General features: G+C 47.7%; 23 protein-coding genes and 1 riboswitch. Of the genes, 3 read left to right on the top strand and 20 right to left on the bottom strand.

Features of this window, described 5'->3' with window-relative positions; genetic code table 11:
• Nucleotides 1–13: 13 nt before the first annotated feature.
• The 15 genes from atpB to prfA all read right to left on the bottom strand — a co-directional run bounded on the left by atpB (nucleotide 14) and on the right by prfA (nucleotide 15457).
• Nucleotides 14–832: a F0F1 ATP synthase subunit A gene (gene atpB / locus BLS69_RS22120; RefSeq protein ID WP_091036293.1), complete on the bottom strand. Its 819-nt coding sequence runs from the start codon at nucleotides 830–832 to the stop codon at nucleotides 14–16.
• 45 nt (nucleotides 833–877) lie between these two features.
• Nucleotides 878–1255: an ATP synthase subunit I gene (locus tag BLS69_RS22115; RefSeq protein ID WP_062836961.1), complete on the bottom strand. Its 378-nt coding sequence runs from the start codon at nucleotides 1253–1255 to the stop codon at nucleotides 878–880.
• Complete coding sequence (locus tag BLS69_RS22110; RefSeq protein ID WP_024632723.1) at nucleotides 1248–1502, bottom strand: AtpZ/AtpI family protein; 255 nt, start codon at nucleotides 1500–1502, stop codon at nucleotides 1248–1250. The genes BLS69_RS22115 and BLS69_RS22110 overlap by 8 nt, the downstream gene beginning before the upstream one ends.
• 186 nt (nucleotides 1503–1688) lie before the next feature.
• The gene (wecB, locus tag BLS69_RS22105; protein ID WP_036667768.1) at nucleotides 1689–2846 is read right to left on the bottom strand and encodes a non-hydrolyzing UDP-N-acetylglucosamine 2-epimerase; all 1158 of its coding nucleotides are present in this window, start codon (nucleotides 2844–2846) and stop codon (nucleotides 1689–1691) included.
• Nucleotides 2847–2884: 38 nt separating this feature from the next.
• On the bottom strand, nucleotides 2885–3514 hold the full coding sequence (gene upp, locus BLS69_RS22100; RefSeq protein WP_017691929.1) for a uracil phosphoribosyltransferase: 630 nt from the start codon (nucleotides 3512–3514) through the stop codon (nucleotides 2885–2887).
• 426 nt (nucleotides 3515–3940) lie between these two features.
• Nucleotides 3941–5188 carry a serine hydroxymethyltransferase gene (gene glyA / locus BLS69_RS22095; protein WP_165980299.1) on the bottom strand — a complete coding sequence of 416 codons (1248 nt, stop codon included), beginning with the start codon at nucleotides 5186–5188 and terminating at the stop codon, nucleotides 3941–3943.
• Between the two features lie 218 nt (nucleotides 5189–5406).
• The gene (locus BLS69_RS22090; protein WP_091036289.1) at nucleotides 5407–6000 is read right to left on the bottom strand and encodes a TIGR01440 family protein; all 594 of its coding nucleotides are present in this window, start codon (nucleotides 5998–6000) and stop codon (nucleotides 5407–5409) included.
• Nucleotides 6001–6141: 141 nt separating this feature from the next.
• Nucleotides 6142–6223, bottom strand: a riboswitch (ZMP/ZTP riboswitch).
• 96 nt (nucleotides 6224–6319) lie between these two features.
• Nucleotides 6320–6892, bottom strand: coding sequence for a low molecular weight protein arginine phosphatase (locus tag BLS69_RS22085; protein ID WP_036612575.1), 573 nt, complete (start codon nucleotides 6890–6892; stop codon nucleotides 6320–6322).
• Nucleotides 6893–6950: 58 nt separating this feature from the next.
• The gene (locus tag BLS69_RS22080; RefSeq protein ID WP_091036287.1) at nucleotides 6951–7511 is read right to left on the bottom strand and encodes a manganese efflux pump MntP; all 561 of its coding nucleotides are present in this window, start codon (nucleotides 7509–7511) and stop codon (nucleotides 6951–6953) included.
• 175 nt (nucleotides 7512–7686) lie between these two features.
• Nucleotides 7687–8886, bottom strand: coding sequence for an L-threonylcarbamoyladenylate synthase (locus BLS69_RS22075; RefSeq protein ID WP_371129086.1), 1200 nt, complete (start codon nucleotides 8884–8886; stop codon nucleotides 7687–7689).
• A 237-nt stretch (nucleotides 8887–9123) separates the two neighbouring features.
• A complete protein-coding gene (gene spoIIR / locus BLS69_RS22070) occupies nucleotides 9124–9783 on the bottom strand; it encodes a stage II sporulation protein R (protein WP_091036283.1) in 660 nt (219 codons plus the stop codon).
• A 901-nt stretch (nucleotides 9784–10684) separates the two neighbouring features.
• Nucleotides 10685–11905, bottom strand: a complete 1221-nt coding sequence (locus BLS69_RS22065; RefSeq protein WP_091036280.1) for an FtsW/RodA/SpoVE family cell cycle protein — start codon at nucleotides 11903–11905, stop codon at nucleotides 10685–10687.
• A gap of 269 nt (nucleotides 11906–12174) precedes the next feature.
• Nucleotides 12175–13395 (bottom strand): FtsW/RodA/SpoVE family cell cycle protein, encoded by a 1221-nt coding sequence (locus BLS69_RS22060; protein WP_091036279.1) that lies wholly within the window; start codon nucleotides 13393–13395, stop codon nucleotides 12175–12177.
• An 85-nt stretch (nucleotides 13396–13480) separates the two neighbouring features.
• On the bottom strand, nucleotides 13481–14365 hold the full coding sequence (gene prmC, locus BLS69_RS22055; protein ID WP_091036570.1) for a peptide chain release factor N(5)-glutamine methyltransferase: 885 nt from the start codon (nucleotides 14363–14365) through the stop codon (nucleotides 13481–13483).
• A gap of 24 nt (nucleotides 14366–14389) precedes the next feature.
• On the bottom strand, nucleotides 14390–15457 hold the full coding sequence (prfA, locus tag BLS69_RS22050; protein ID WP_091036276.1) for a peptide chain release factor 1: 1068 nt from the start codon (nucleotides 15455–15457) through the stop codon (nucleotides 14390–14392).
• Nucleotides 15458–15977: 520 nt separating this feature from the next.
• On the opposite strand from prfA, the gene BLS69_RS22045 reads away from it, so the two are divergent.
• Nucleotides 15978–16832, top strand: a complete 855-nt coding sequence (locus BLS69_RS22045; protein WP_176872929.1) for a carbon-nitrogen hydrolase family protein — start codon at nucleotides 15978–15980, stop codon at nucleotides 16830–16832.
• 140 nt (nucleotides 16833–16972) lie between these two features.
• Here BLS69_RS22045 and ychF read toward each other — a convergent pair whose 3' ends face one another.
• Both ychF and BLS69_RS22035 read right to left on the bottom strand, forming a co-directional pair.
• Complete coding sequence (gene ychF, locus BLS69_RS22040; protein WP_062836948.1) at nucleotides 16973–18073, bottom strand: redox-regulated ATPase YchF; 1101 nt, start codon at nucleotides 18071–18073, stop codon at nucleotides 16973–16975.
• Nucleotides 18074–18265: 192 nt separating this feature from the next.
• The gene (locus tag BLS69_RS22035; RefSeq protein ID WP_256332385.1) at nucleotides 18266–18736 is read right to left on the bottom strand and encodes a GNAT family N-acetyltransferase; all 471 of its coding nucleotides are present in this window, start codon (nucleotides 18734–18736) and stop codon (nucleotides 18266–18268) included.
• Nucleotides 18737–18951: 215 nt separating this feature from the next.
• Between BLS69_RS22035 and BLS69_RS22030 the strand changes: the two genes are divergently transcribed.
• Both BLS69_RS22030 and BLS69_RS22025 read left to right on the top strand, forming a co-directional pair.
• Nucleotides 18952–19386 (top strand): hypothetical protein, encoded by a 435-nt coding sequence (locus tag BLS69_RS22030; RefSeq protein ID WP_091036271.1) that lies wholly within the window; start codon nucleotides 18952–18954, stop codon nucleotides 19384–19386.
• A 75-nt stretch (nucleotides 19387–19461) separates the two neighbouring features.
• Complete coding sequence (locus BLS69_RS22025; protein ID WP_091036269.1) at nucleotides 19462–19914, top strand: hypothetical protein; 453 nt, start codon at nucleotides 19462–19464, stop codon at nucleotides 19912–19914.
• 150 nt (nucleotides 19915–20064) lie between these two features.
• Here the strand turns inward: BLS69_RS22025 and fni are convergent, their stop codons facing one another.
• From fni to BLS69_RS22010, 3 genes are all read right to left on the bottom strand, one after another.
• On the bottom strand, nucleotides 20065–21132 hold the full coding sequence (gene fni, locus BLS69_RS22020; RefSeq protein ID WP_091036266.1) for a type 2 isopentenyl-diphosphate Delta-isomerase: 1068 nt from the start codon (nucleotides 21130–21132) through the stop codon (nucleotides 20065–20067).
• A 326-nt stretch (nucleotides 21133–21458) separates the two neighbouring features.
• Complete coding sequence (locus BLS69_RS22015; RefSeq protein WP_091036264.1) at nucleotides 21459–22940, bottom strand: phytoene desaturase family protein; 1482 nt, start codon at nucleotides 22938–22940, stop codon at nucleotides 21459–21461.
• Complete coding sequence (locus BLS69_RS22010) at nucleotides 22937–24085, bottom strand: glycosyltransferase family 2 protein (RefSeq protein WP_091036260.1); 1149 nt, start codon at nucleotides 24083–24085, stop codon at nucleotides 22937–22939. The genes BLS69_RS22015 and BLS69_RS22010 overlap by 4 nt, the downstream gene beginning before the upstream one ends.

Here is a 24085-nt window from a genome sequence, read left to right as displayed (position 1 = left end):
TAGGGCTTGAAACTTAATGCTCGTCGTGCGTCTCGATGCTCTGTGAAATGTACACCATCATCAAGATAACAAACACAAATGCCTGGATTGCGCCGATAAAGATACTAAAGCCTTGCCACACCATTAGTAGCGGAATCGCTGCAATAGCACCAAACACTTTGAATGTGGTCAGTTTCAGGATCGTTGCGATCAGTACCTCACCCGCGAAGATATTCGCGAATAGACGCATACCATGTGTCAACAGCTTGGATGCCGTCTCAATCAAGTTGATTGGCAAGAACAAGGCGAATGGCTTGAGGTAATGCTGGAGATACCCTTTTGTGTTGCGGAACAATCCCAGTCCATGAGATACAAGGAACGCTACGAGAGCGAGTCCCATCGTTACAGACAAGTCGGCTGTTGGTGATTTCCACCAAGCCAGTTCAACGTGTGGGTGTGCTTCAGGATCCTTGGCATGCGCTTCTTCAAACGCCTCCACCGCTGTAACAATCGGCTTACCGAATACCTGTGCCTGACTAACATCTGTTACCTCAGATACAGCTACGAGCGGAAGGCCTAGCATATTCCCTACAAAAATGAACATAATCATGGAAAGAGCGAGAGAGATAAAATGTTTACCTTTCTTCATATCCATTGTGCTGGAAATCAGATTGCGGACGAATTCTACTGCCCACTCCATAAAATTTTGCAGCTTGCCGGGATTTTCAACGGATAATCTCCGTGTTGCCAGTACAGCAAAAATAAAAACAATTGCACCTGTAACTACCAGCATCAACAGAACCGATAGATCCAGTCGAAATCCGCCAAGCATAATAATTGGAGCTTCATGCATATTTTTCTCACCCCTTTCTCGACTTGAAAGCTGCAGCCCTTAACATCATTCTGCTCTGCGGGAATGGACAATCCCTATAATCAGTAAGGAAAATTGTGCAATGACGAGACCGCCTGCAACCGCATATGTATTGAAGTACTGCGGAAAGCGCATCGATATGAATATACCGAGCACAGCGAGTGCCGCTCTTGTCAAAAATCCCAGGTTCACACGCTTCAAGTTACCTTCTGCCGCATCATCAGACATTTTCCTTACTTTGTAGCCCAAGTAAAATGCATTGATCCAGCTAATTCCTGTACCCAGGGCTAGTCCCAAAGCAATTGTCTCCACACGTGGCATAAAGGCCGCTGCGAGAAAACAAATCATAAGAAAGTACATGATGAAAACAGTCATCGATCTGCGGTATCTGGTTAGTTCACTCATCACTTTCCCCCATGAATTTTTTCGCGATAAAGTAGATGCTTACACCGCCTGCCGCAAGAAAAAAGAGAACGCTTACGGCGATCCATATTCCGTTACCTCCGATGGTCTTGTCCAACCAGGAGCCAGCGTAATATCCGGCAACAGCGAGAATGGCAATCTCGATCCCAAAAGCTGTCACGAGTCCCATCGCTTTCCATACATTATCGTCATGGTTACGGGATGAATTTGGTTTGTTCGAATCGGCCATTTTCCACGCCACCCTTGCAATCCCAGTTAATTTTACTGAATGATGAGAGCCTTTGTCAATTGAATGATTTTAGCGTTTTAAAGGGGAAAACGACGGGTATACAGACCCTCAAAGCCCATAAACCCGCGTAAACCGTACAGTTTAACTGTATGCTATGCCCTTTATAAATCCGTCAGAAAAATTGTATTATTTTTTGAATTTTCTGTGAAATGATTCCGGACGCTCACTATTTACACCAAAATGGTGCAAAATCGCATTGACAATTCTTTCCGAAGCATGTCCATCACCGTATGGATTGGCAGCCTGACTCATGCTTGCATACAGGGTTTTGTCTGTAAGCAGAGCTTTGGTCCGTTCATACACACGTTCCTCTTCGGTACCTACCAATTCCAGCGTTCCGGCTTCAATACCTTCCGGGCGCTCTGTTGTATCGCGCAATACGAGCACAGGCACACCAAACGAAGGTGCTTCTTCCTGCAAACCGCCTGAATCGGTCAAAATCAAGTGAGTGTGCGGGTAAAAGTTATGCAAATCCACCACGTCTAGTGGATCAATTAATTGAATACGGGGATGATTCCCCAAAATCGCGTGAGCCGGCTCCTTCACAGCAGGACTTGGATGCACCGGGTACACGATGGCAATATCTTCAAATTCGTCGGCAATCCGTTTGACGGCCTGGAAAATGTTGCGGTGAGGCTCGCCTTGAGATTCACGGCGATGAGCTGTCATCAGCACAAGGCGTTTGCCTTGGGCCCAATCAAGTACCGGGTGTGTGTAGTCCTCCCGTACTGTATATTGAAACACATCTGTTACCGTGTTGCCTGTGACGTACGTACTAGACTCCGATTTATTTTCTTTGGCAAGATTGGAAGAAGACCAATCCGTAGGCGCAAAGTGTAGATCAGCCAGTACTCCCGTCAGCTGACGATTCATCTCTTCCGGATATGGAGACAGCTTGTTCCACGTCCGCAGCCCCGCTTCCACATGCCCTACCTGAATCTGTTGCAAGAATGCTGCGTAGCTCGCTACAAAGGTAGTTAATGTATCTCCGTGAACCAGCACAATATCCGGCTTAGCTTCAGCTAACACCGGCTCCAGACCGCCAAGCACACGAATTGTGATTTCATTCAATGTCTGACGGTCCTTCATCACATCCAGATCATAATCGGGATGAATGTCGAAAACTTCAAGTACCTGATCCAACATCTGGCGATGCTGCGCAGTTACGCAAACAATAGATTCAATAGACTCAGGGTGTTTTTGCAATTCCAAAATAAGCGGAGCCATCTTAATGGCTTCCGGACGCACCCCGAAGATCGTCATGACTTTAATTTTGTTGGACATTCGAGCAAAGCCCCTTTTCTACTCCGCATGCAATATGCTTATTTAGTTCCGTATAGACGGTCTCCTGCATCTCCAAGCCCTGGAACGATATAACCATGATCATCCAGACGGTCGTCCAATGCTGCTACATAGATGTCCACATCGGGATGTGCATCTTGCACAGCTTTTACGCCTTCCGGTGCTGCAACCAGGTTCATCATTTTGATTTGGGTACAGCCACGTTTTTTGAGCACGTCAATAGCTGCAATTGCCGAACCACCCGTTGCCAGCATCGGATCAATTACAATCAATTGACGCTCTGTTACGTCTGTAGGCAGTTTGGTGTAGTATTCTACCGGTTGCAGTGTTTCCGGGTCACGGAACAGACCAACATGTCCAACTTTTGCCGCTGGCAACAATTTCACAACACCATCCAGCATTCCGAGTCCTGCACGCAGAATCGGCACCAGTCCAAGCATACGTCCAGAGATGACTTTACCTTGTGTTGCAGCTACAGGTGTCTGTACATCAATCGTCTCCAGTTCAACATCTCTTGTAATCTCATAAGCCATCAACGTTGCTACTTCATCCACCAATTCACGAAAATCTTTCGTATTCGTACGCATGTCGCGTATAAACGTCAGTTTGTGTTGAATCAAAGGGTGATCACATATTACTAATTTTCCCATCTAATTTGTCCCTCCGGTAAGTTCTTCATGTTAAGCATTTCCAAATATACCTAGCCACCATTCATGGGCTCGATAAATCCTGTATATTATATCATCACCAACAACGAATTACACCATCAAAGGGCACCCAATCATTACAGATTACCGAATCCTATAAAAAACAGGACCGGAAAATGATCCATCCGGTCCTGTTTTGCTCTTGCTGTTATGTCGTTGAGTATGTTCAAAAACGTGTAAACACTAATGGTGCTCCGCAAACCGAATGACCTTCCGATCGCTGTTATCCCCAGATTTCTTTGATCCAATTATAATTGTTGAAATCTGGGGATAAAGGCGAGCGCTACGCTTCTTCAGGTTCTTTCGGTTTGCTCCGCCTGCGTGTGTACATTAAGAACACTCAAATACAAACACCATTAGCAAAGTTTTTTAGTATTTAAGATCGGTATAGAGCGGGAATTGGTCTGTCAGTGCAGTCACTTCTGCACGAGCTTCATCCAACTTCGCTGTATCTTTTGGATTTTTCAGTGTTTTGGCAATGATCTTACCGATCGCTACCATAGCTTCTTCGTTCATGCCACGGGAAGTTGCAGCAGGTGTACCAATTCGAATACCACTCGTTACAAACGGGCTTGTAGGGTCGAATGGAATTGCATTTTTGTTCACGGTAATACCGATGGAATCGAGCACATGCTCAGCTTCCTTACCTGTGATGTTTACACTGCGTGTGTCAATCAGCATCAAGTGGTTATCTGTACCACCGGATACGATGTTCAATCCTTCAGCGATCAGTGTTTCAGCCAGAACCTGTGCGTTTTTCACAACGTTCTGTGCATATGTTTTGAACGAAGGCTGCAAAGCTTCTCCAAATGCTACCGCTTTGGAAGCGATCACGTGCATTAGAGGTCCACCTTGGGAACCAGGGAATACGGCTTTATCAATCGCTGCTGCCCACGCTTTGCGGCACAGAATCATACCACCACGAGGTCCACGAAGCGTTTTGTGTGTTGTTGTTGTTACGAAATGCGCATGTGGAACCGGGTTTGGGTGCAAACCAGCAGCAACCAGTCCTGCGATGTGAGCCATGTCCACCATGAACAAAGCACCTACATCATTGGCAATGGAAGCCAACTTTTCAAAATCAATGGTACGCGGATATGCACTTGCACCTGCAACGATCAGACGAGGGCGGTGTTTGAAAGCCGCTTTGCGTACTTCATCATAATCAATCAGGAATGTATCTTCCTGTACGCCGTATGCTACAAAGTTGTACAGCAAACCGGATGCGTTAACCGGGCTACCGTGTGTGAGGTGTCCACCATGGGCAAGGTTCATACCAAGTACAGTATCACCAGGTTTCAACGCTGCAAGATAAACTGCCATGTTCGCTTGTGCACCGGAGTGAGGTTGAACATTCACGTGTTCTGCTCCGAACAATTCTTTTGCACGATCACGCGCGATGTCTTCAACGATGTCCACATGCTCACAACCGCCATAGTAACGTTTGCCTGGATATCCTTCAGCGTACTTGTTGGTCAGAACAGATCCCAATGCTTCGATTACTGCTTCACTTACGATGTTCTCGGATGCAATCAGTTCGATGTTGTTCTGTTGACGTTTCAGTTCAAGATTCATCGCTTCCAGTACTGCCGGGTCATTCTTGCGCAATTGTTCCATGATTAAATTCCTCCCAGGTATAAGTGAAGTTATAAAGTGAAACTAATGTTTACACAAAAACGGCGAGTGCAACACCAATCTGAAGAAACGAAGTGGTCGCCTTTATCAGCGGATTTCCCCTTCAAATAGGGAATAAAAAAATCTGGGGATAACAGCGATCGGAAGATGGTGATGCAATCAAAGTCAGGAGTGTAACCCAATTAGTCTCGCTTTATATGTTAGTCACAAAATGTCGAATCTGGTTGTTCTTCCATACGATACACCGCGCGTTCGCCGCCAATCAACTTCGGACGAGTCAACGCTGTGGTCACACGTGCATCTCCAACATAGCGGAGCGCTGTACGATAGGGTACGGCTACATGCCGGAGATGCATCCCAATCATCGTCTCCCCAATGTCCAGTCCCGCATGGGCCTGCACATGTTCAGCCAGGCATGGATCGGTCAGCGAACGATATGCTGCGGATGCCATTGAACCTCCGGCCTTGGGCACGGGTACTGCACCAACCTCGGTCAATCCAAGACGAGTAAGCACAGAACGTTCCATTACCAGCGCACGGTTCAGATGCTCACAACATTGGAATACCGTGTCAAAACCGAATTCCTCCTGCACCTCGCGTATACCCGCAAGAAGCAGCTGCGCCACTTCAATGGCACCACTCGTACCAATCCGAGCGCCTGCGACTTCACTTGTGCTTGTACCGATCACAACGATCTGTCCAGGCCCAAGCTGTCCAGCAAGCGCCAGTTCATGCAGAATAGACGCGGTCTGTTCCTGCAATCCGGGTTGTTCCGAATCTAACTCTATAGTCATCCTATCATCGCCTCCCGATAAAATCATGCCCGCTGTCTCTTGGTTGTCCTTCGTATTCTTGCACGGCATCTCAGGTACTATTATAGCGAATAATCAGATGAAAGACGAAAAAAAGAGCAGTCTGCGGGTAACGCAGAATTGCTCTTTTGCCCAGGCGACCGGCCGTTTGTTCCGGTGCTCCATCGTGGTTATGCCCACTTCGTCGCCAGTTACACCGGATCCCTGTTTTCCCCTTCATCATAAAACAACCCGCGTCTAAAATCAACGGTTAATTTACATCACATGTCCTATTTTTATAACCTGCCCCGCAGGATCAGAATTATCCCAGCTTATCCAAAAGCCGGTCCAATGCAGTCCGAATCTCAGCTGCAGCTATATTGTAATCATCACGACTTCCCCCAAATGGATCGGAGATGTCGAAACTTGGGATTCGTTGTCTAATCTCAATGGCTCGTTCACGCTCCGATGCCAGGATCTCTTGCCCAAGGGCACGTTTCATCTCCAGCGTTGCAAACAGGCTGTCCAACTCCTGAACATCACTTAATACCTGTTCATCATCCTCCACATATTCTTTCAATGTATAGGTTTTGTGGACTGAATCGGGAAATACCTGCATGACATGTTGCTTATGACTCCGTGTTAATGTTAGAACCAGATCGGCCCAACCTACCAGGTTAGAGCTAAGTTGTGTGGAATGAGGTGGACCTTCAACGTTATGATCTCTCAACACTGCTTCCGCATGACGGGAGATCGGCATACCCGACGTTGCTGCCACACCTGCAGAGCGAACCTCTACCTGAATGCCACGCTCTGATGCCAGTTTTCGCAAAAGCCCCTCTGCCATGGGGCTGCGGCACGTATTTCCTGTACATACGAATAAAATATGTTTCATTGTGTTAGCCTCCCCATTTTACATATGATGCAAATGATATGATATCTCAAGTTTTATTCTAAAATATAAACAAAAGTCCAAACGCAAGCAAGATTGCGCCACCAATAGCTTCGCCGTAATCCCCTAGATTCTGGCTCACCCGACGGCCTAATAGCAAACCCATCACCGACATCACCCCGCCACAAACGCCGAAAGCAAGTACGGTTATGATCAGATCACTGCTAAACATCCCTAAGGAAACGCCAACGGAGAACGAATCCACACTTACGCTGAGGGAGAACAAAACAACACCGAGCAGGGAACGGTGGTCCACCAGCTTTGTATCACCTTCACGGAATGCATTCAGAATCATATGAGCACCCAACAGAACAAGCAATCCACCTGCCGCATACGTCGTAATGTCACCAAGCAGCGAGCTTACGTATTTGCCCATATACATGCCGATGAGCGGCATGATGATATGAAATAGCGCCGTTACTGTACTGATTCGCAATACATCCCTCAGCCGAATTCCTTTCATACCAATTCCGATTCCGAGCGAGAACGCATCGAGGCCAAGCGCAACAGCCATGATCAAAATGGTTACCAACTGCCCTACATGGGCAGACACATCCCACATCCCCATACCCCCAAGTCACGTAAAGGTTCTTGTACACGATATGCGGACAAGGACCTAAACATGACCGATGAAAGGCAAACGGCGACGGTTCTATGATTGGATGCTGGCTTTATAGAATCTTGATTTTGTTTTGGAAAAAGAGTGATTACTCTCCTGACTGTATGATCAGGAGAGATTAAGAGGATTGCTGGTTGCCAACTTGTATGAGTTGGTTCCCTGCAGCCTTGAGCAGCCGATTCATAACGGCTGCTCCCAGCCCTTCGCGTGAGCAGGCTTCAGCCACAATATATGTGGCGCCTTGCTCATCGCAGCTGCGCAGCGCGGCGTATAGCCTGCGCGCTGCTTCTTCCAGCTCGCTGGCGTCGCCCAGCGAGAACACGGCATCGGCGCGGTACTGCTCCGCGTGCTCGGCGAACGCCAGCACCGCGGTGCGCTCTCCGCGCTGCGCCGCCTCTGCGAGGGCGGCGCTGATCCAGGCCGCCACCGCTGCGGGCGGCCCTTCTACCACGCACAGCGCCCCTGCGGGTGCGTAGTGCGTGTACTTCATGCCCGGCGAGCGCGGCGCCGGGCTGCCCACGCCATCGGCCCCCTCCGCGAGTAGCGCGGGGTCCGTGGCGACACGGGCGGCAACGGCGGAAAGTTGTTCCGCCGTAATACCGCCAGGGCGCAGGATGGTGACGGTACCATCGTCACCGACCTGCACAACAGTGGACTCGACGCCCACCCCGGTGGGGCCGCCGTCCACGATGCCGCCGATGCGGCCATCCAGATCCTCGCGTACATGAGACGCGAGTGTCGGGCTTGGCCGTCCGGAGCGATTGGCGCTTGGCGCAGCCACAGGGCATGCCGCCGCCGCGATCAACTGCAAGGCCACCGGATGGTCCGGCATGCGCACGGCCACCGTGTCCAAACCGGCGGTGACACGTAGGGACACCGCCCCCGGCCTAACCGGCAGCACCAGCGTCAGTGGTCCCGGCCAGAAGGCCGCCATCAGCGCTTCGGCTGTTTCGTTCACTTCCGTGACCAGCGCATCCAACTGGTCACGGTGCGCGATATGCACAATCAGTGGATTGTCGGAAGGTCGGCCTTTGGCGACAAATACAGCCTCCACGGCTGCTGTGCTACGCGCATTAGCACCCAGGCCATAGACCGTCTCGGTCGGAAAGGCCACCGTCTGACCTTGACGAATGCAGGCTGCAGCAGCCTGCAAGTCGGCGAGCGCCTGTTGTTCGGCGCTCCCCTTTTTCATACCCAACAATTCAATATTACCCAATCCGTGATCATTCTCAGCGCTCACCAAGACGCGTACATCCCACATCTCGGTGACCAGTGCTACCGGAGCTTTCATATCACGTTCTTCTCTACCATCCCTCATCTCAGAGGTGTGTTGCGCTGGTTCGTTTTCTCTGCTCATATATCATCATTCCTAAGTTTCAAGTAGGTTAGTTCATATCCATATTCAATATAAGTAATTATAACATACCTGTCCCAACTCGGATGCCCTTCAAACTTCACTCCACGCATAAGTCTCGCTATATCCTCGCCACTAATTCATATCAAAAGGGCAGCTCCCTGAATCGAAGTCGCCCTTATTCATAGTATAAATTCGTTGTTATACGAACAATCCAGTTATCCAACTCCACAGTTTCACAGCCATATCCCACAGAAAGAATCTTGCTTCCGGTGTATCTCCCTGCACAGATGCCTCTGCATCTCCAGGTTCAGCTGCAGCGGCCGATACCGTTGAAGGTTTCGCCAGGGCATCCCCAGTCCCTGCATCAATGAAGCACAGCGGCGGGAACAACACACACCACCAATTCTGACCTTTTCCTTCGCCCAGCGTAATCCGAACCGCTTCATAATCTCCGGCAGGATACACAGTTCCACCATATAGTTTGGTCGGGAACGGAACGGAACCCAGCTCCACCTGATACTCATAATTTAAACCGCGACTGGCCAACTCTTCTCCTACTCTATTCTCAATCTCGGACAAATGCTCACGAATAACCTTGCGCGCTTCATCCAGACTTTGCGGATTCTCCAGTTCGGCTACCCACTCGCCCATCTGAGCAACGACAGCATCCCGAATCTCGCGTTTCACCAATTGATCTCCCGGTGCATCCGAGTTTGCTAGAATACGCAAGCGAATCGATTGTTCCGGAATTGCTGTGGCCGCCACAGCTGCATCCGTTTTCTGACCTTCCCACATCATGATAATCATCATAAGACATACAATAATAAGTCCAATTTGCTTTACAATTCGTCTGCTCATTCCGTTCTCCCCCTCGGCTCTCTGATCACGTTGCCTGCAACTCTCTCATGTCTATCAGTATGCCCCGGAGAATCGGAAGTAAACCTATCATTTGCAATAAATCTACTAGAGTTTGTTCAAAAGTCCGCTTTAAATTACGAAGGATGCCTAGCTGCATCATCAACGTTGAATATGAAATTCAGACGAAATAAGCGGGAGGCTTACGAAGGTTGTTTCCGAAGGAAATATTTTGGTTGCTCACGTAGTTTATCCTACGTTCCACTACTCCACTTCTAGCTTCATCACATCTTCTCGGTCCTGAAAACCCAACTTTTTGAGCACGTACTACTAGAATGTGTGTTTAAAACCAGGCAAGTTATACGATGACAAATGTCAGCGTCCAAAAAGCCTTGAAGACTGTACTGGCTGACCCTAGGCGAATGACCAGTCGATGTTCCAAGGAACCGAGGACGTCTTATTTGGCCTTCAGGTCTTCTTTTGAAATTGTAATGAACATGAGGCACGTTATTTCCCAAAATCATCTGATCAACACGATACAAAAGGCTGTTTATGCTGATATAACATGTCTCAGATTCCTTAGCTTTCTCCGGACACTTCAAATCCCCGAATAAGACGTGCGTGGCTCGTTAGCTCCCAACACCACCTAACACCTAACAACTGGCACCTGAAACTCCAACCATGCCCATATACGCTCCTCCAGAATCTTTCGGTGCGCCTCAGCCTACAGCAGGCTCGAAGACACCTATGCATTGCTTCTCTCATCTCTCATTCAAACTTTCTCACCCATCATGTTAAAAAGGCTGATCTGCACCTGGTTACAGGGCAAATCAACCTCTTTATTCCTACGAACGATCACGTTATACGTCTCACCGCTTTACTTTTCACTATACCGATTCAACAGTTACACAGCACTTTTCTCTTTCTTGAGCATATTCCATAAACGTTCCGACCATCGGGGTTGCTGCTCCCCCATCAGAAGTTCATCCTCCTCTTCTTGCCCATACAACTTAATGCTCATGACTACACCAATGCAAGCCATATTAATAAGCAAAGAGGTTCCCCCGTAACTGATGAACGGCAACGTAATACCTGTGAGCGGCATCAGCCCGAGGAACGCGCCCACATTCTCAAACACCTGATACAATAACATTCCGATAATACCAACAATGATGACTGGTCCAGCGCGATCTCTGCATGCCAGAGCAATCAGCACCATACGTTGAATCAGAATAAAGTACAACAGAATCAGTACGGATGCACCAACAAAGCCAAACTCCTCTGCGATCACAACAAAAATGGAATCAGAATACGTATAGGGGACTCGTCCACTCTGAACGGATGTTCCTTGCAAATAACCTTTGCCAATGATGCCCCCTGAACCGATGGCTAAACCTGCATTTTTCGTATGCCAGGAAGCTTTGGAGGTAGCCTTTTCCGGTACAAGCCAGGGATCAATACGCTCTGCCCAATGCTCACGTTTTATCTTCTCAAGAAAAGTGAATACTTCATCATGGTAGAAGGTATAGGCTTTAACAAAACCAAAGAACGCTACCCCCACGATCGCCAGTGCAATCAATGCGTGCTTCAGCCTCATATTTCCGATCCAGAATACCGCAGCCAGAATCACCACGTACCCCAGCGCATTTCCCAGATCATTCTGAGCCATAACAAGGGCAAACGGAATAAACGCCCAGCAGCCAATCGGCACAATATCTCTCCAAAATTTCAACGTGCCTCGTTGTCTCTTCACAATTAAATGGGCGAGGAACAGAATCAGAATCATCTTGAACAGCTCTGCCGGTTGAAAAGAAAAATTCTCGCCAAGCTTCAGCCAACCGTTGGCGTTATTGATCGAACTTCCCAGGACATTAGCCAGAATCAGCAGTATAATTCCCAAGCCATACAAATAAAACGCATATCTCACGTATAACTTGTAATTCACAAGCCCGATCACAAGCACCGCAATGAACCCGGCCACATAGAAATAAATTGTTTTGACATGGTGATTCGCCAGTTTGGCATCTGTCTGCGTTCCGCTGTAAATCGCAAATACACTAATAATCATGAGCAACAGCATTACAAAAAGAATAACACCGTCCATCTTTTTCAGCATTCTCAACATGACTCCGTCCATCCCCCTGAAATCTAGCATTATATGATTTCCAATTAAGATCAATATTACCATTGTATATAATTGGATAATAAAATGGAAATCTGGATGCTTCAGGGTGACAATTAAACCATTCAATGGCCTGACTCACACTCTAAAAACAATAAGAACCCCAAAACATCCACCCAATGTGACTTGGGTTGGTCTGTTCCAGGGCTCTATAGTTATCTAGCTTATATACATAAATCTAACGTGTTATTTCACGGTTTGATTCGAGAACGTTATTGCTCCTGCTGGGATGGCTTGCGTCTTAGCAATTTCATCACCAGATCTGTAATACTCGGTTGTTCCGCAGAGCCAAGAATATCCTCGTTCTCTTCCGTGTGGACCTTAATACTCATCACAAGACCCATGCTGATCATGTTGATCATAATGGAGGTACCACCCGAACTGATAAACGGGAGCGTAATTCCTGTCAACGGCATCAGACCAATGAATGGACCAATATTAACAAAGATCTGGTAGAGCAGCATCGCTATAATACCCACAATTAGATAAGGCCCCGCGCGATCCTTACACTCCAGTGCAATCAGCACCAGCCTGTGAATCAGGATAAAGTACAGCAAAAGCAATACGGAAGCACCGATGAAGCCAAATTCCTCCCCAATCTGTACGAAGATGGAGTCAGCATAGGCCAGCGGCACCCGATTCGACTGAATCGTCGTGCCTTCCATATACCCTTTGCCCGTAATACCACCAGAACCAATCGCAAGCTTTGCATTATACGTTTGCCAGAGCACATCTCTTGAGGTCAGCTCTGGTACAAGCCAGGGGTCAAAACGATCCGCCCAGTGCGAACGTCCAATGTCATTCAGAAATTTAACAATCTCATCATGATAATGAATATATGCTTGTGTACCGCCGATAAAGGTAGCCACAGCAATAATAAAACCAATAAGGGCATGCGTAAATTTAATGTTGCCGATCCATAAAAGGCCCACAAGAATGACAACATAACTCAACGCATTTCCCAAGTCATTTTGAAGCAATACGAGTAGTAATGGCGGCAGAACACAAAGTGAGATCGGAATAACATCACGTCCAAAATAGAGCGGACGATTCTTCTTTCGGGCCAAAAAGGCCGACAAAAACACAATCAGGCATAACTTGAACAACTCAGCAGGCTGCAAACTGACCCCGAAGATGGACAGCCAACCTTTTGCACCGTAGTACTCTTTACCAAAGAACATAACGAATATGAGCAGCAGCATACCCACGCCATAGATATATAAATAATTTTTGATTATGAATTTATAATTGATCATCGACATCCCAAAAAAGACTACGAATCCCAAAATATAAAAGATCACTGCACTTTTCGGGAGTCCCTCCAGCTTTGGACGACCAAACGTTGTACTGTAAATCGACAAAATACTGATAACCATCAGAATAACCAGTATAAACACAATAGAATAGTCTATCTTTTTAAATTTGTGCAGCATGTAATTATGTTCCCCCAAGCATTCAGAAATCTTCGGTATATCTCATTGTAGAGGATTTCACGGTAAAAAGAAAACCCGCGGAACCTTACATTTTCGTCACCTGTTCCGAAGTACGAACACCCAGGACATGCCGCTCGATTCCGGCAAGGTCCGGTACAATGATTATTTCCGGCCAATGTCCCGCCGATTCAAGCAAAGCTGCGATGTCGCGAGCTTGCCCCTGGCCCAGCTCAAAACCAATGATCTGTGGCATCGCAGGCAGCAGCGCCAACTGCTCCAGCATGATACGGTACGGTGAAAGCCCGTCCGGACCGCCGTCCAGTGCCATGCGCGGCTCATGATCGCGCACCTCTTGCTGCAACCCGGCGATATCCGCCGCCGGGATGTATGGCGGGTTGGACACCAGGATGTCCACCCGAGCCCCGGCGAACGGGGCCAGCAGATCGCCTTCACGGAAGTCGATCTGTACCCCGTTCGCGGCCGCGTTACGCGCGGCCACTTGCAGGGCAGCCGCCGAGAGATCTCCGGCGCCTACCTGCCAGCGCGGGCGTAGTGAAGCCATCGTCACCGCGATGGCACCACTGCCCGTGCCAATATCGACGGCGAGCGGAGCACCGTCAGGAAACACGCGGTCGGCTTCGCGCAGCACAGCCTCGACCAGCAGCTCGGTCTCCGGCCGCGGAATCAGCACGGCCGGCGTGACCTCGAACGGCAGCCCATAGAACTCCTGGCTGCCGATAATATATTGCGCCGGCTCACCCGCAGCCTTGCGCGAGACGGCGTCTTCCCAGCGGCTGCGATGCTCGCTGGGAAAGGGCTCCGGCTGCATCATGTAGTACTGGGCGCCATAGACGCCGAGTACATGTTCCAGCAGCAGCCGAGCATTGTTTTGCGGCTCGTACACGCCGCACTTCTCCAAAAAAGAGGAAGCCTCCACGAAGGCTTCCCGACAGCTCTGTTCCGGCGTCATGACAAACTGCGCGCGGGTCACAGATTATTCTCCTCTATCCATCATCTCAGTCTGCTGAGCAATGGTCAGTGCAGACAAAATATCTTCAATCTCTCCGTTCATCACCTGATCCAGCTTGTGCATTGTCAGGCCGATGCGGTGATCGGTCACACGGCTTTGCGGGAAGTTGTACGTACGAATACGCTCACTGCGGTCGCCCGTTCCCACTTTGCTCTTCCGCTCAACAGAGATCTTTGCTTCCTCTTCCATACGTTTCATATCGAAGATACGTGTACGCAGAACCTGCAACGCTTTTTCCTTGTTGGAGTTCTGTGATTTTCCATCCTGACATGTCGCCACGATTCCCGTTGGAACGTGCGTTACCCGTACTGCGGATTTCGTCGTATTAACCGATTGTCCACCGGCACCACTGGAACAGAACGTATCAACACGGATGTCTTTATCATGAATTTCGATATCGAAATCTTCGGCTTCAGGCATAACTGCAACCGTTGAAGTTGACGTATGAATACGTCCGCCGGATTCGGTTGTTGGAATACGCTGTACACGGTGTGCGCCGCTTTCGTATTTCATTTTGCTGTATGCGCCACGTCCGTTGATCAAGAAAACAACCTCTTTGAATCCACCGAGATCATTTGTGTTCACGTCCATCAGCTCTACACGCCAGCCTTGTGCATCTGCATAACGTGTGTACATGCGGTACAGATCTGCTGCAAACAACGCTGCTTCATCTCCACCAGCTGCTCCGCGAATCTCAACAATAACGTTTTTGTCGTCATTCGGATCTTTTGGCAACATGAGTACACGAATCAATTCGTCCAATTCCTTCTGGCGAGTGCTCAGTTCGTCAATTTCCATTTTGACCATTTCGCGCATCTCATCATCCAGTTTCTCACCCTGCATTTCCTTCGCAGCTTCGAGATCCTGACTTACCTGTTTGTATTCATTGTACGCTTCATAAGTCGGTTGCAGATCGGATTGTTCTTTGGAGTATTCCCGCAACTTTTTGTTGTCACTTGCCACATCCGGGTCACACAAAAGCTCGCTCAACTTGTCATAACGGTCGGCTAACGCCTGTAATTTATCCAACATGTATAGTCACCTCACGCATTATTTTGTCCAAGCACATAACATTTTCAATAATTATTTCAATTCAACATTAATTACATCTATAATCTATATTCCACAACGCACAGGATTCTCACGAACCCCCTGACCGCAGCATGTATTCACATTCATGTATGATCGACGTATAACATCGCTACAACGTCATCAAATCCTTTACTTTTAAAGTGATATCAAGAAATCGTGTACCCTGTATGAAATCCGCTTCAGCTCATCTGTTCAATCGCGAATTTTAACGTGGTATACGACTCTTAATTATAGCATATTCTTATGGTTCTGAATAGTAACTATTCCGCATGCAGATGAACTAATTTTTGTGTTGCAAATTTTTCAACCTTCACACGTTGCCATCCTGCTCATGGATCATCCTACCGGAAATGTTTGTAACAAATAGATCATTCAAGTTTATTTCTGATGTTGTAAAATATATACAAGGGACTCTATAATTCATAGTTTTGATATTTTAGTTTAGGAGGAAATGGATGATATGAACTTAACACCAGCTGTTTTTCCAACAGAAAAATTAAAGATTGCTCTGGCACAATGTTCCTCGATCAACGGAAATATTGAAGAGAACGTTAATAGGGCTTATGAGATGATTGAAGAAGCTGGAAAAGAGCACGCCGATATTATCATGTTTCCAGAAAAATATCTGACGGGATATGTGCCAGAAATCGTAGAATCCAATTTAACTGAATATACACTCTCCATTAATGATGCGAGGATTGAAAAGTTGCGTCAAGCATGCAAAAAGTACGGCATTTGGTCAATCATCGGAACCCCTGCAAGAAGAGGCGAGGATGTGTTCATCTCTTCAATTATAATAGATTCCAATGGAAAGGAAGTAGGTGTTTATGACAAGTCTCATTTATTTCAGACCGAAAAGGAAATCTTTTCAACCAATAATGAGCAGGTCATCATTAAATTAAAGAACTGGAATATTGGGATGGCCATCTGTTATGACGCAGGTTTTCCTGAACATTCTCGTCTTTTAGCACAACATGGCTGTCATTTATATATGGGTAGCTCTCTTTTTAGTAAAGGAATGGGGTACAAAGAGTCACGAGTATGGTTTCCTGCCCGCGCTCTGGATAATACGATATTTACAGCGATGTGTAATCACGTTGGAACAACCGGAATCTGGGATACGTGTGGACATAGTGGTGTATGGAACCCTCTTGGTGATAATATAATTGATGCCTCGCAAGACAACGTTGAGTTGCTCATAGCTGAATTAGACCCCGATCTTCTTAATCAAGCTAGAAATGGCGAAAGAATGCTTGCGGATTCGTTTGATATAAATAAAGAACACTATTCTTTCAAGACTATTGTTGGTAACTAAGCAAACCTCATATGAACTGAAGAGCACATAAGTACATTAAGATTGAAGTGGCCTCATACATCGATACTAAAAACCCTACAATCTTCACGAGAAGATCGTAGGGTTTTGGTTATTGAATCTACATATAAAGGTGTAACAACTTATACGTTGAAACGGAAGTGCATAACGTCGCCGTCATTTACAACGTACTCTTTACCTTCAAGACGAAGTTGTCCGCGCTCTTTGGCACCGTTCATGGAACCCGCTGCAACCAGATCATCGTAGGAAACAACTTCTGCACGGATGAATCCACGTTCGAAGTCGGTGTGAATAACACCCGCTGCGCCTGGTGCTTTCGTTCCTTTACGGATTGTCCACGCACGAACTTCCTGCACACCTGCTGTGAAGTATGTGTACAGACCGAGCAATTTGTAAGCCGCTTTGATCAACAAGTTCAGACCGGAATCCTCGATACCGAGTTCTTCCAGGAACATTTGTTTATCTTCGCCTTCCAGCTCAGAGATCTCTTCTTCAACCTTTGCACTGATTGGCACCACTTCTGCGTTCTCAGCAGCTGCGAATTCTCTTACTTTTTGCACGTAAGCATTGTTCGCCACGTCGCCGATTTCGTCCTCAGCTACATTGGCTGCGTACAGAACAGGCTTCAGGGTAAGCAAGTGCAGATCACGTATGATCAGAAGCTCATCATCGGTAAGTTCCATGCTGCGTGCCGGCTTGTCATCGTACAGAACAGCCTTCACTCTCTCCAATACTTCTACTTCTTGAGAGGCAGTCTTGTTGCCGCCCTTCATGTTTTTCTTGGAGCGATCGATTTTCTTCTCAACACTCTCGATATCGGCCAGGATCAGCTCCAGATTGATCGTCTGGATGTCGCTTACCGGGTCAATTTTGCCATCAACGTGTGTAATGTTCTCATCTACAAAGCAACGTACCACGTGTACAATCGCGTCTACTTCACGGATGTGGGCAAGGAACTTGTTACCAAGACCTTCGCCTTTGCTCGCACCACGAACAAGACCAGCGATATCTACAAACTCAAACGCCGTTGGTACTGTTTTCTTAGGTACAACGAGTTCTGTCAGTTTGTCCAAACGCTCATCTGGTACTTCAACGATCCCCACGTTAGGGTCAATCGTACAGAACGGATAGTTTGCCGATTCGGCACCTGCTTGTGTAATTGCGTTAAACAATGTAGATTTACCAACGTTAGGCAAACCCACGATTCCAGCTTTCAAAGCCATGTATATGACAACTCCTCATTGATTACTTGTTCGGTATGGATAATCCTATACATTATATATGACAAACCTCAAGGCATCAAGGAACTTCGCCAATTCGACCAGAGTCCCATCCGCTTCCCGAAATCCCCGGTTAATGCAGATAATTCGTTTTGCGCAGATCTTAAGTTTTGCCTAGAATATCCGCTATTAGGTTTACCCTTTGATTTCCTTATACATCGTCAGATCCGTTACCTCATATCCCATCTTGCGATACAGGCTGCTCGCCCGCACATTATTTCCAAAGACATGCAAACCAATGCGATCCACGCCAAGACTCAAGGCCGTCTGTTCAAGCGCCTGCATCGTCTCTGTTCCGTATCCCTTACCACGGTGTGCTTCTTCAACCACAATATCCAGCAAAAAAGCATCTTTTCCACGGCGATTATCCGTGATATTAAACCAGATATACCCCACGTTGCCGTCCACAGGGTGCACCAGATTGTAGAGATACGCTCCAGGTGTGTTCAAGCCTTCTGGCAGATAACGTTCATAAGATTCCTCCGCCAGTTGCTGTGCCTCTTCCTCAGCCCAGGTGCCCGCTTCTACTTTTTCCTGTGCAAAATCCTTAATCGATCGAATGCGAAAACTCGCATAATCTTCCTGATTCATTGGAGAAAGTTTCAACTTTTTCCCCTCCTTATTTCGAGTGATCTTGATTATGTATGATCTCTGTGCAGCCCTTTTTGCACTACTAGTATCTTATTGTATCCTGTTCTTCCGCTTAACGCATGAAGTTATTCTGACGATTTGGATTTCAATTTTCATATTTATCCATTTTAATTATAACTTTTAATCTCTTCCAATCGTTTATACCTCATGAAGGAAAGGAGTAGATCATATTGAACACACGTCGCCGATTCTCCAAAAAGAAAATTATTATCTTGTCCGCTATTATAATCGTCATAGGCATCATCGCCTTTAGGAGCTTGCTGAATGCAGTCGATCCCTTTCGCCACTTAAGGATCACGATCCATAATCAGTCCGACTATGACCTCACCAATATTCAGGCTAGCCTGGTCCAAGGCGACAACTCATCTAACAACAACGAGAGCGGCTCCACCTACGTATTCGATAAGGATATTCCCAGCGGAGCAAACGTGAAATTCGCCCCGCAGCTGAAACTTTCTGGGGAGGGGGTCGTCTCCTTGGCGCTTACGGACAGCCGCGGAAAAACCTATAACAAAATGGTTTGCGGTTATACGGAATACTTGTCCGGCAATTCCTACGTCACTGTAACCAATGAGAATATCACCGTGAAAGATGAATGTATGTAATAATTTGAAAACATAATTATTTAAGTAATTGGAACATCCTCATTACATACTAAAAGCATAGAGGAGGAAATCACATTGTCATTAAACATAATTTTAGGTGCAGGCTTAGCTTTCTCTATATTAATTTCTGCACATCCAGCTAGTGCTGTTAGATTAGAGGACAGAGTGAAAGATGCTTTCACTACCCCTCCAATCACTGTGGAGAACTCTAATGATCCGATTATTAATCCAATGGATATACAGCTTATCAGACCATTCAATTACAGCAGTTACAATGCATACGAAAAATCCTTCACATTGGATCCTGACAATGGAGAAGATGCCGATGTTTGGATTCAGAACAATAGTACGAATACTATTTATGCCAAACTTACTGTGGGCAATCTTTCCCCAATTGATATTCCAATCAAAAAAGGGACTCAAAAAACAACAAGAATAGGTGTCATAGGCACAACAAACGTCAAAGTTTATATCTATAGTTCAACAGGTCATAAAATGGATATGAATATCAGTGCCCGACAATTTTAATATTATAAATAGTGTAGAGGATACTTCTTAATGAAATATCCTCTACACTATTTTTGTTCCAGATTATATAGGAAGCAATATGAGTAGACTCAAAATATATAAATAAATAACTCCAATGAAGTTTATATCATCTTCATTTTCATCCCCGGCCTAACGCCGTTCCACCAGACGTGACGTCTGCTTCAAATCTCCAATCCGCCCAGCCCCAATGCCAAACATCACGGTACGCAACTCGAATTCGACCTGTTCCAACCGCTCATTCAGCGCATCATCGGACGCTACTGCGGATTCGAGCAGAGATCGACCGAAGCCTGCGAGATCCGCCCCGAGCGCTAGGGCTTTGGCCGCATCCACGCCAGTGTGCAGTCCACCACTACCAATCAGAGCGCCCTCTGGGTTCAGCGCTCGTACTTCCTGAATACACTCCGCTGTGGGAATGCCCCAGTCGGCAAAAGCTTCAGCAGCTGCCCGGCGTACCGGGTTATTGTTGCGGTACTTCTCCACCTGTACCCAGCTTGTACCTCCAGCGCCGGCTACATCGATAAACGCGACACCCGCTTCATATAGGCGTTGAGCCGTCACACCATCGATGCCAAAACCTACTTCTTTCACGCCAACAGGTACTTCTAGCTCGCGACACAAGTTCTCAATCCGCTGAAATAATCCGCTAAAGTTGGTGTTGCCTTCCGGCTGGAAAACTTCCTGCAACGTGTTCAGATGAAGCACGAGCATGTCCGCACCCGCAATATCTACGGCACGCTGGAAATCGGCAGTGGTGAAGCCATAGTTCAGCTGGACCGCTCCCAAGTTTGCAATGACCGGGATGTCCGGTGCCCAGCGCCGCACATCGAAGGTACTTGCGAGTTCCGGTTGTTCCACGGCAGCCCGGATCGAACCTACGCCAAGCGCCCAGCCTCTGGCGTTTGCTACTCGGGCGAGGCGCTCATTGATGGCGCCTGTTGTTTTGCTTCCACCCGTCATCGAACTGATGAGCAAGGGTGTGCGTACTTTTTTTCCAATAAACGAAGTCTCCAGATGCACCTCTTCAAAATCCAGTTCCGGCAGTGGGTGATGGCGAAAAGCAAACCGCTCCATACCGCTGGTTACCCCTTCTCCTGCCACATTCTCCTCAAGACAGAGGCGCACGTGTTCCAGCTTCCGTTCTCCCGTAGCCACTTCGGGAAGCAGCCGTTCGCCGGCTCGCTCTTGTTCATTCATGATGAGACCTCCTATGTGAGAATCGTGCGGATCGACAGGATAACCTGCCTGTTCCTTGCTTCTATGTATATATGTCTTATGCAAAAGACAAAAACATTCATCTAAATAAGCATTGCAGCATAACTCTATCCAGTATAACGTTCCAATCCGGCTATGGAAAGGATGCCCCGACACCAAATGTCTCACTTAAATCTCGGAGCACCACTATTTTCACCTACGCAAAAGCACGGATCTTCCGTCGCACCTTCAAAGCTGGTTAGCACAGACGATGCACACGCACATTGATCAACAGAATACATTTCACTCCATCATCCTGCACAACGAGCTTATCTCAAGATTTCCGATGCCAATTGCTCACCAACAAGCTGTCCGGACAATGTCACAATCGGGGTTCCGCCGCCTGGATGTGTCGTTCCGCCGACGTACCAGAGTCCTTGTACATCTTTGCTTCGGTTGCCCGGACGCATAAAGGTCTGCTTCACGGAGTTGGACGAGATACCGTAGATTGAACCTTGATGCGCCAAGGTATCCCGTTCGATATCTCGCGGCGTGTATCGGATCAGCACATCAGATTGGTTCAACCCGGTAATTCCTCGCGCCTCCAATCGTTCCAGTACAAACGCACCGTAACGTTCCGTCTGCTGCTCCCAATTCCACGAATCCGACAAGTAGGGGGCATTGACTAGAATGAATAGGTTACTGGCTCCCGCCGGGGCCATGCCTGCTTCCGAATAACCGGAATAACAGATGTAGATTGTGGGATCAGCAGGCATTTTACGTTCACGGAAAATATGGTCGAACTCCGGTTCATAACGTTCCGGGAAGAAAACCGTATGATGCAACAGTGCATCATATTGTCTTCGCACACCCGCCAGCGTCACAAATCCCGAAATGGATGGCTCATACTTCCGTATACGGGCATCACTCATTTCTTTCCGATGTTCCGGTGCGAGCAGCAGTCGATTCACGCTAAGTACATCTCCATTGGCAACTACCTGATCGGCTTCTCGGAAGCCTTGATCCGTATCCACACCAGCCACTTTGCCATTCCGAACAACAATCTGCCGAACCTCTATGCCTGTAATAATTTGTACGCCTTTTTCCTGTGCCAGACGAGTCATTCCTTCGATTAGTTGATAGGTTCCACCTTTGACTCCGTAGATGCCCACCTCTGCTTCCACATGACCCATCATGGCAAAGATGGAAGGCGATTGATACGGCGATGATCCCACATAGGTCGCGTACCGTCCGAACATAGCCAGCGTATGTGGATGCTGGAAATACGAACGCAGTAACTTATCCAGCTTCACCGTTGGCCGCACGCGGAGCAGGCTGCGCAGCATCTGAAGATTGTATTTGTCAGAAGGAGACAGCAACAACTTACCCAGAAAATGACGATTGGCTTCCGCATACAGTGCAGCAGACTCATCCATAAACGCATCATAACGGGCCGCATCCTCCGGACTGTACGCCGCGATCTGCTCCTTCATCCACCCGCGATTGCCTGACAAATCTACCACTGTGCCATCTGCGAATATATTACGCGTGCGGGGCTCTAACTCATATAACTGTACGTAATCTTCCATTGCTACTCCCGCATGGTCGAAGACTGAACGAAAGGTGGATGGCATCGTGATTGTGCTCGGTCCCCGGTCAAAATGATACCCGTCCCGCTCAATCTGCTGCAGCTTGCCACCTACGTGTTGCTGCCGTTCCAGAATGGTTACCTGCACACCTTGTGAAGCCAGTCGTATCGCACACGACAGACCTCCGAATCCTGCTCCGATAATAATGACGTTACCTCTCAACTGTACCGCCTACCTTTCCATACATACCCCTGGCCGGAGCGGCCTGCCTGCCAGGAAGCAAGTCCGATGGCAATGACACAGGCCATGCTGACCGGTTGCAGAAGGGCAAGCCACCAGGGTTGTCCGCCAGCATGATCCGCTACTCTTTTCACAGCCATACCAAGTAATGTTCCTATCAATCCATACAGAATGAACATCGAACTGCCCATCATAATTCCAATAATCAAGCCTAGCGGGGGCACAATATACATCAGTGTATACATGAACATCGTGCCAAGCAGCAGTACGTCTTTACGTCCCATACCTTCGTACATATTTTTCTTATATCCGTTCCATACTTCTGCCCCGTTCTGATACATGCGGGTATTCGTTACGTCATGCACGTCTGTCAGCATCACCGGATGACCTGCACGCTTGACCGCTTTCGCAAGACTCATGTCATCCACCAGATGTGCCTGAATAGCAGCATGACCGCCGGATGCTTCGTAACTGGAGCGATGAATCAACAAAAAAGCCCCCGTAGCGGCCACAAACATCGGACTGGATGATCTGCGTATCATAAAAATGGGCAGATGACTGATGATGGTGAAGACCATCATCGGCACAACCAACTTTTCCATCCACGTCTTCGTTACCTGATAAGGAAAACCGGTTACCACACCCCCGCTCTGCTCACATCCTGCCGCGAGAGTCTGCCGAATGGCAATTGGCTCCAGACGTACATCCGCATCTACAAACATAAACCATTCTCCCTTGGCTTCCTGAACCAATCTGTGACACGCATGGGATTTCCCCATCCAGCCTTCGGGAAGATCGACGCCATGCAGCAGACGCACACTTGCATCGCGATCCGCAATCGCTTGTACCATGGCCGCTGTCTCATCTTCGGAGCGATCATCCAGCACCAGCACTTCCATCCGGAATCCCGTTGTATCACTCGCGAGTACACTTTCAAGACATCCTTCGATATGTAGTCTTTCATTTCTGGCTGGAATCAGAACCGAGACCAGCAGGTCAGGTGGTTGTATCTTGTCTGCCCGGAATGAACGTACTTTGGGCAGACAGGAGACGTTCCATAGAGCGAACAGCAACTGTATGCCCAATATGCATGTAAGCACAATCCAGAAGATTTCAGATGCATTCAT

This window comes from Paenibacillus sp. CF095 (assembly GCF_900101225.1).
GTDB lineage: Bacteria > Bacillota > Bacilli > Paenibacillales > Paenibacillaceae > Paenibacillus.
The sequence above is the reverse complement of the archived record's forward strand: the minus strand, read 5'-3'. Positions and strand labels throughout refer to the sequence as shown.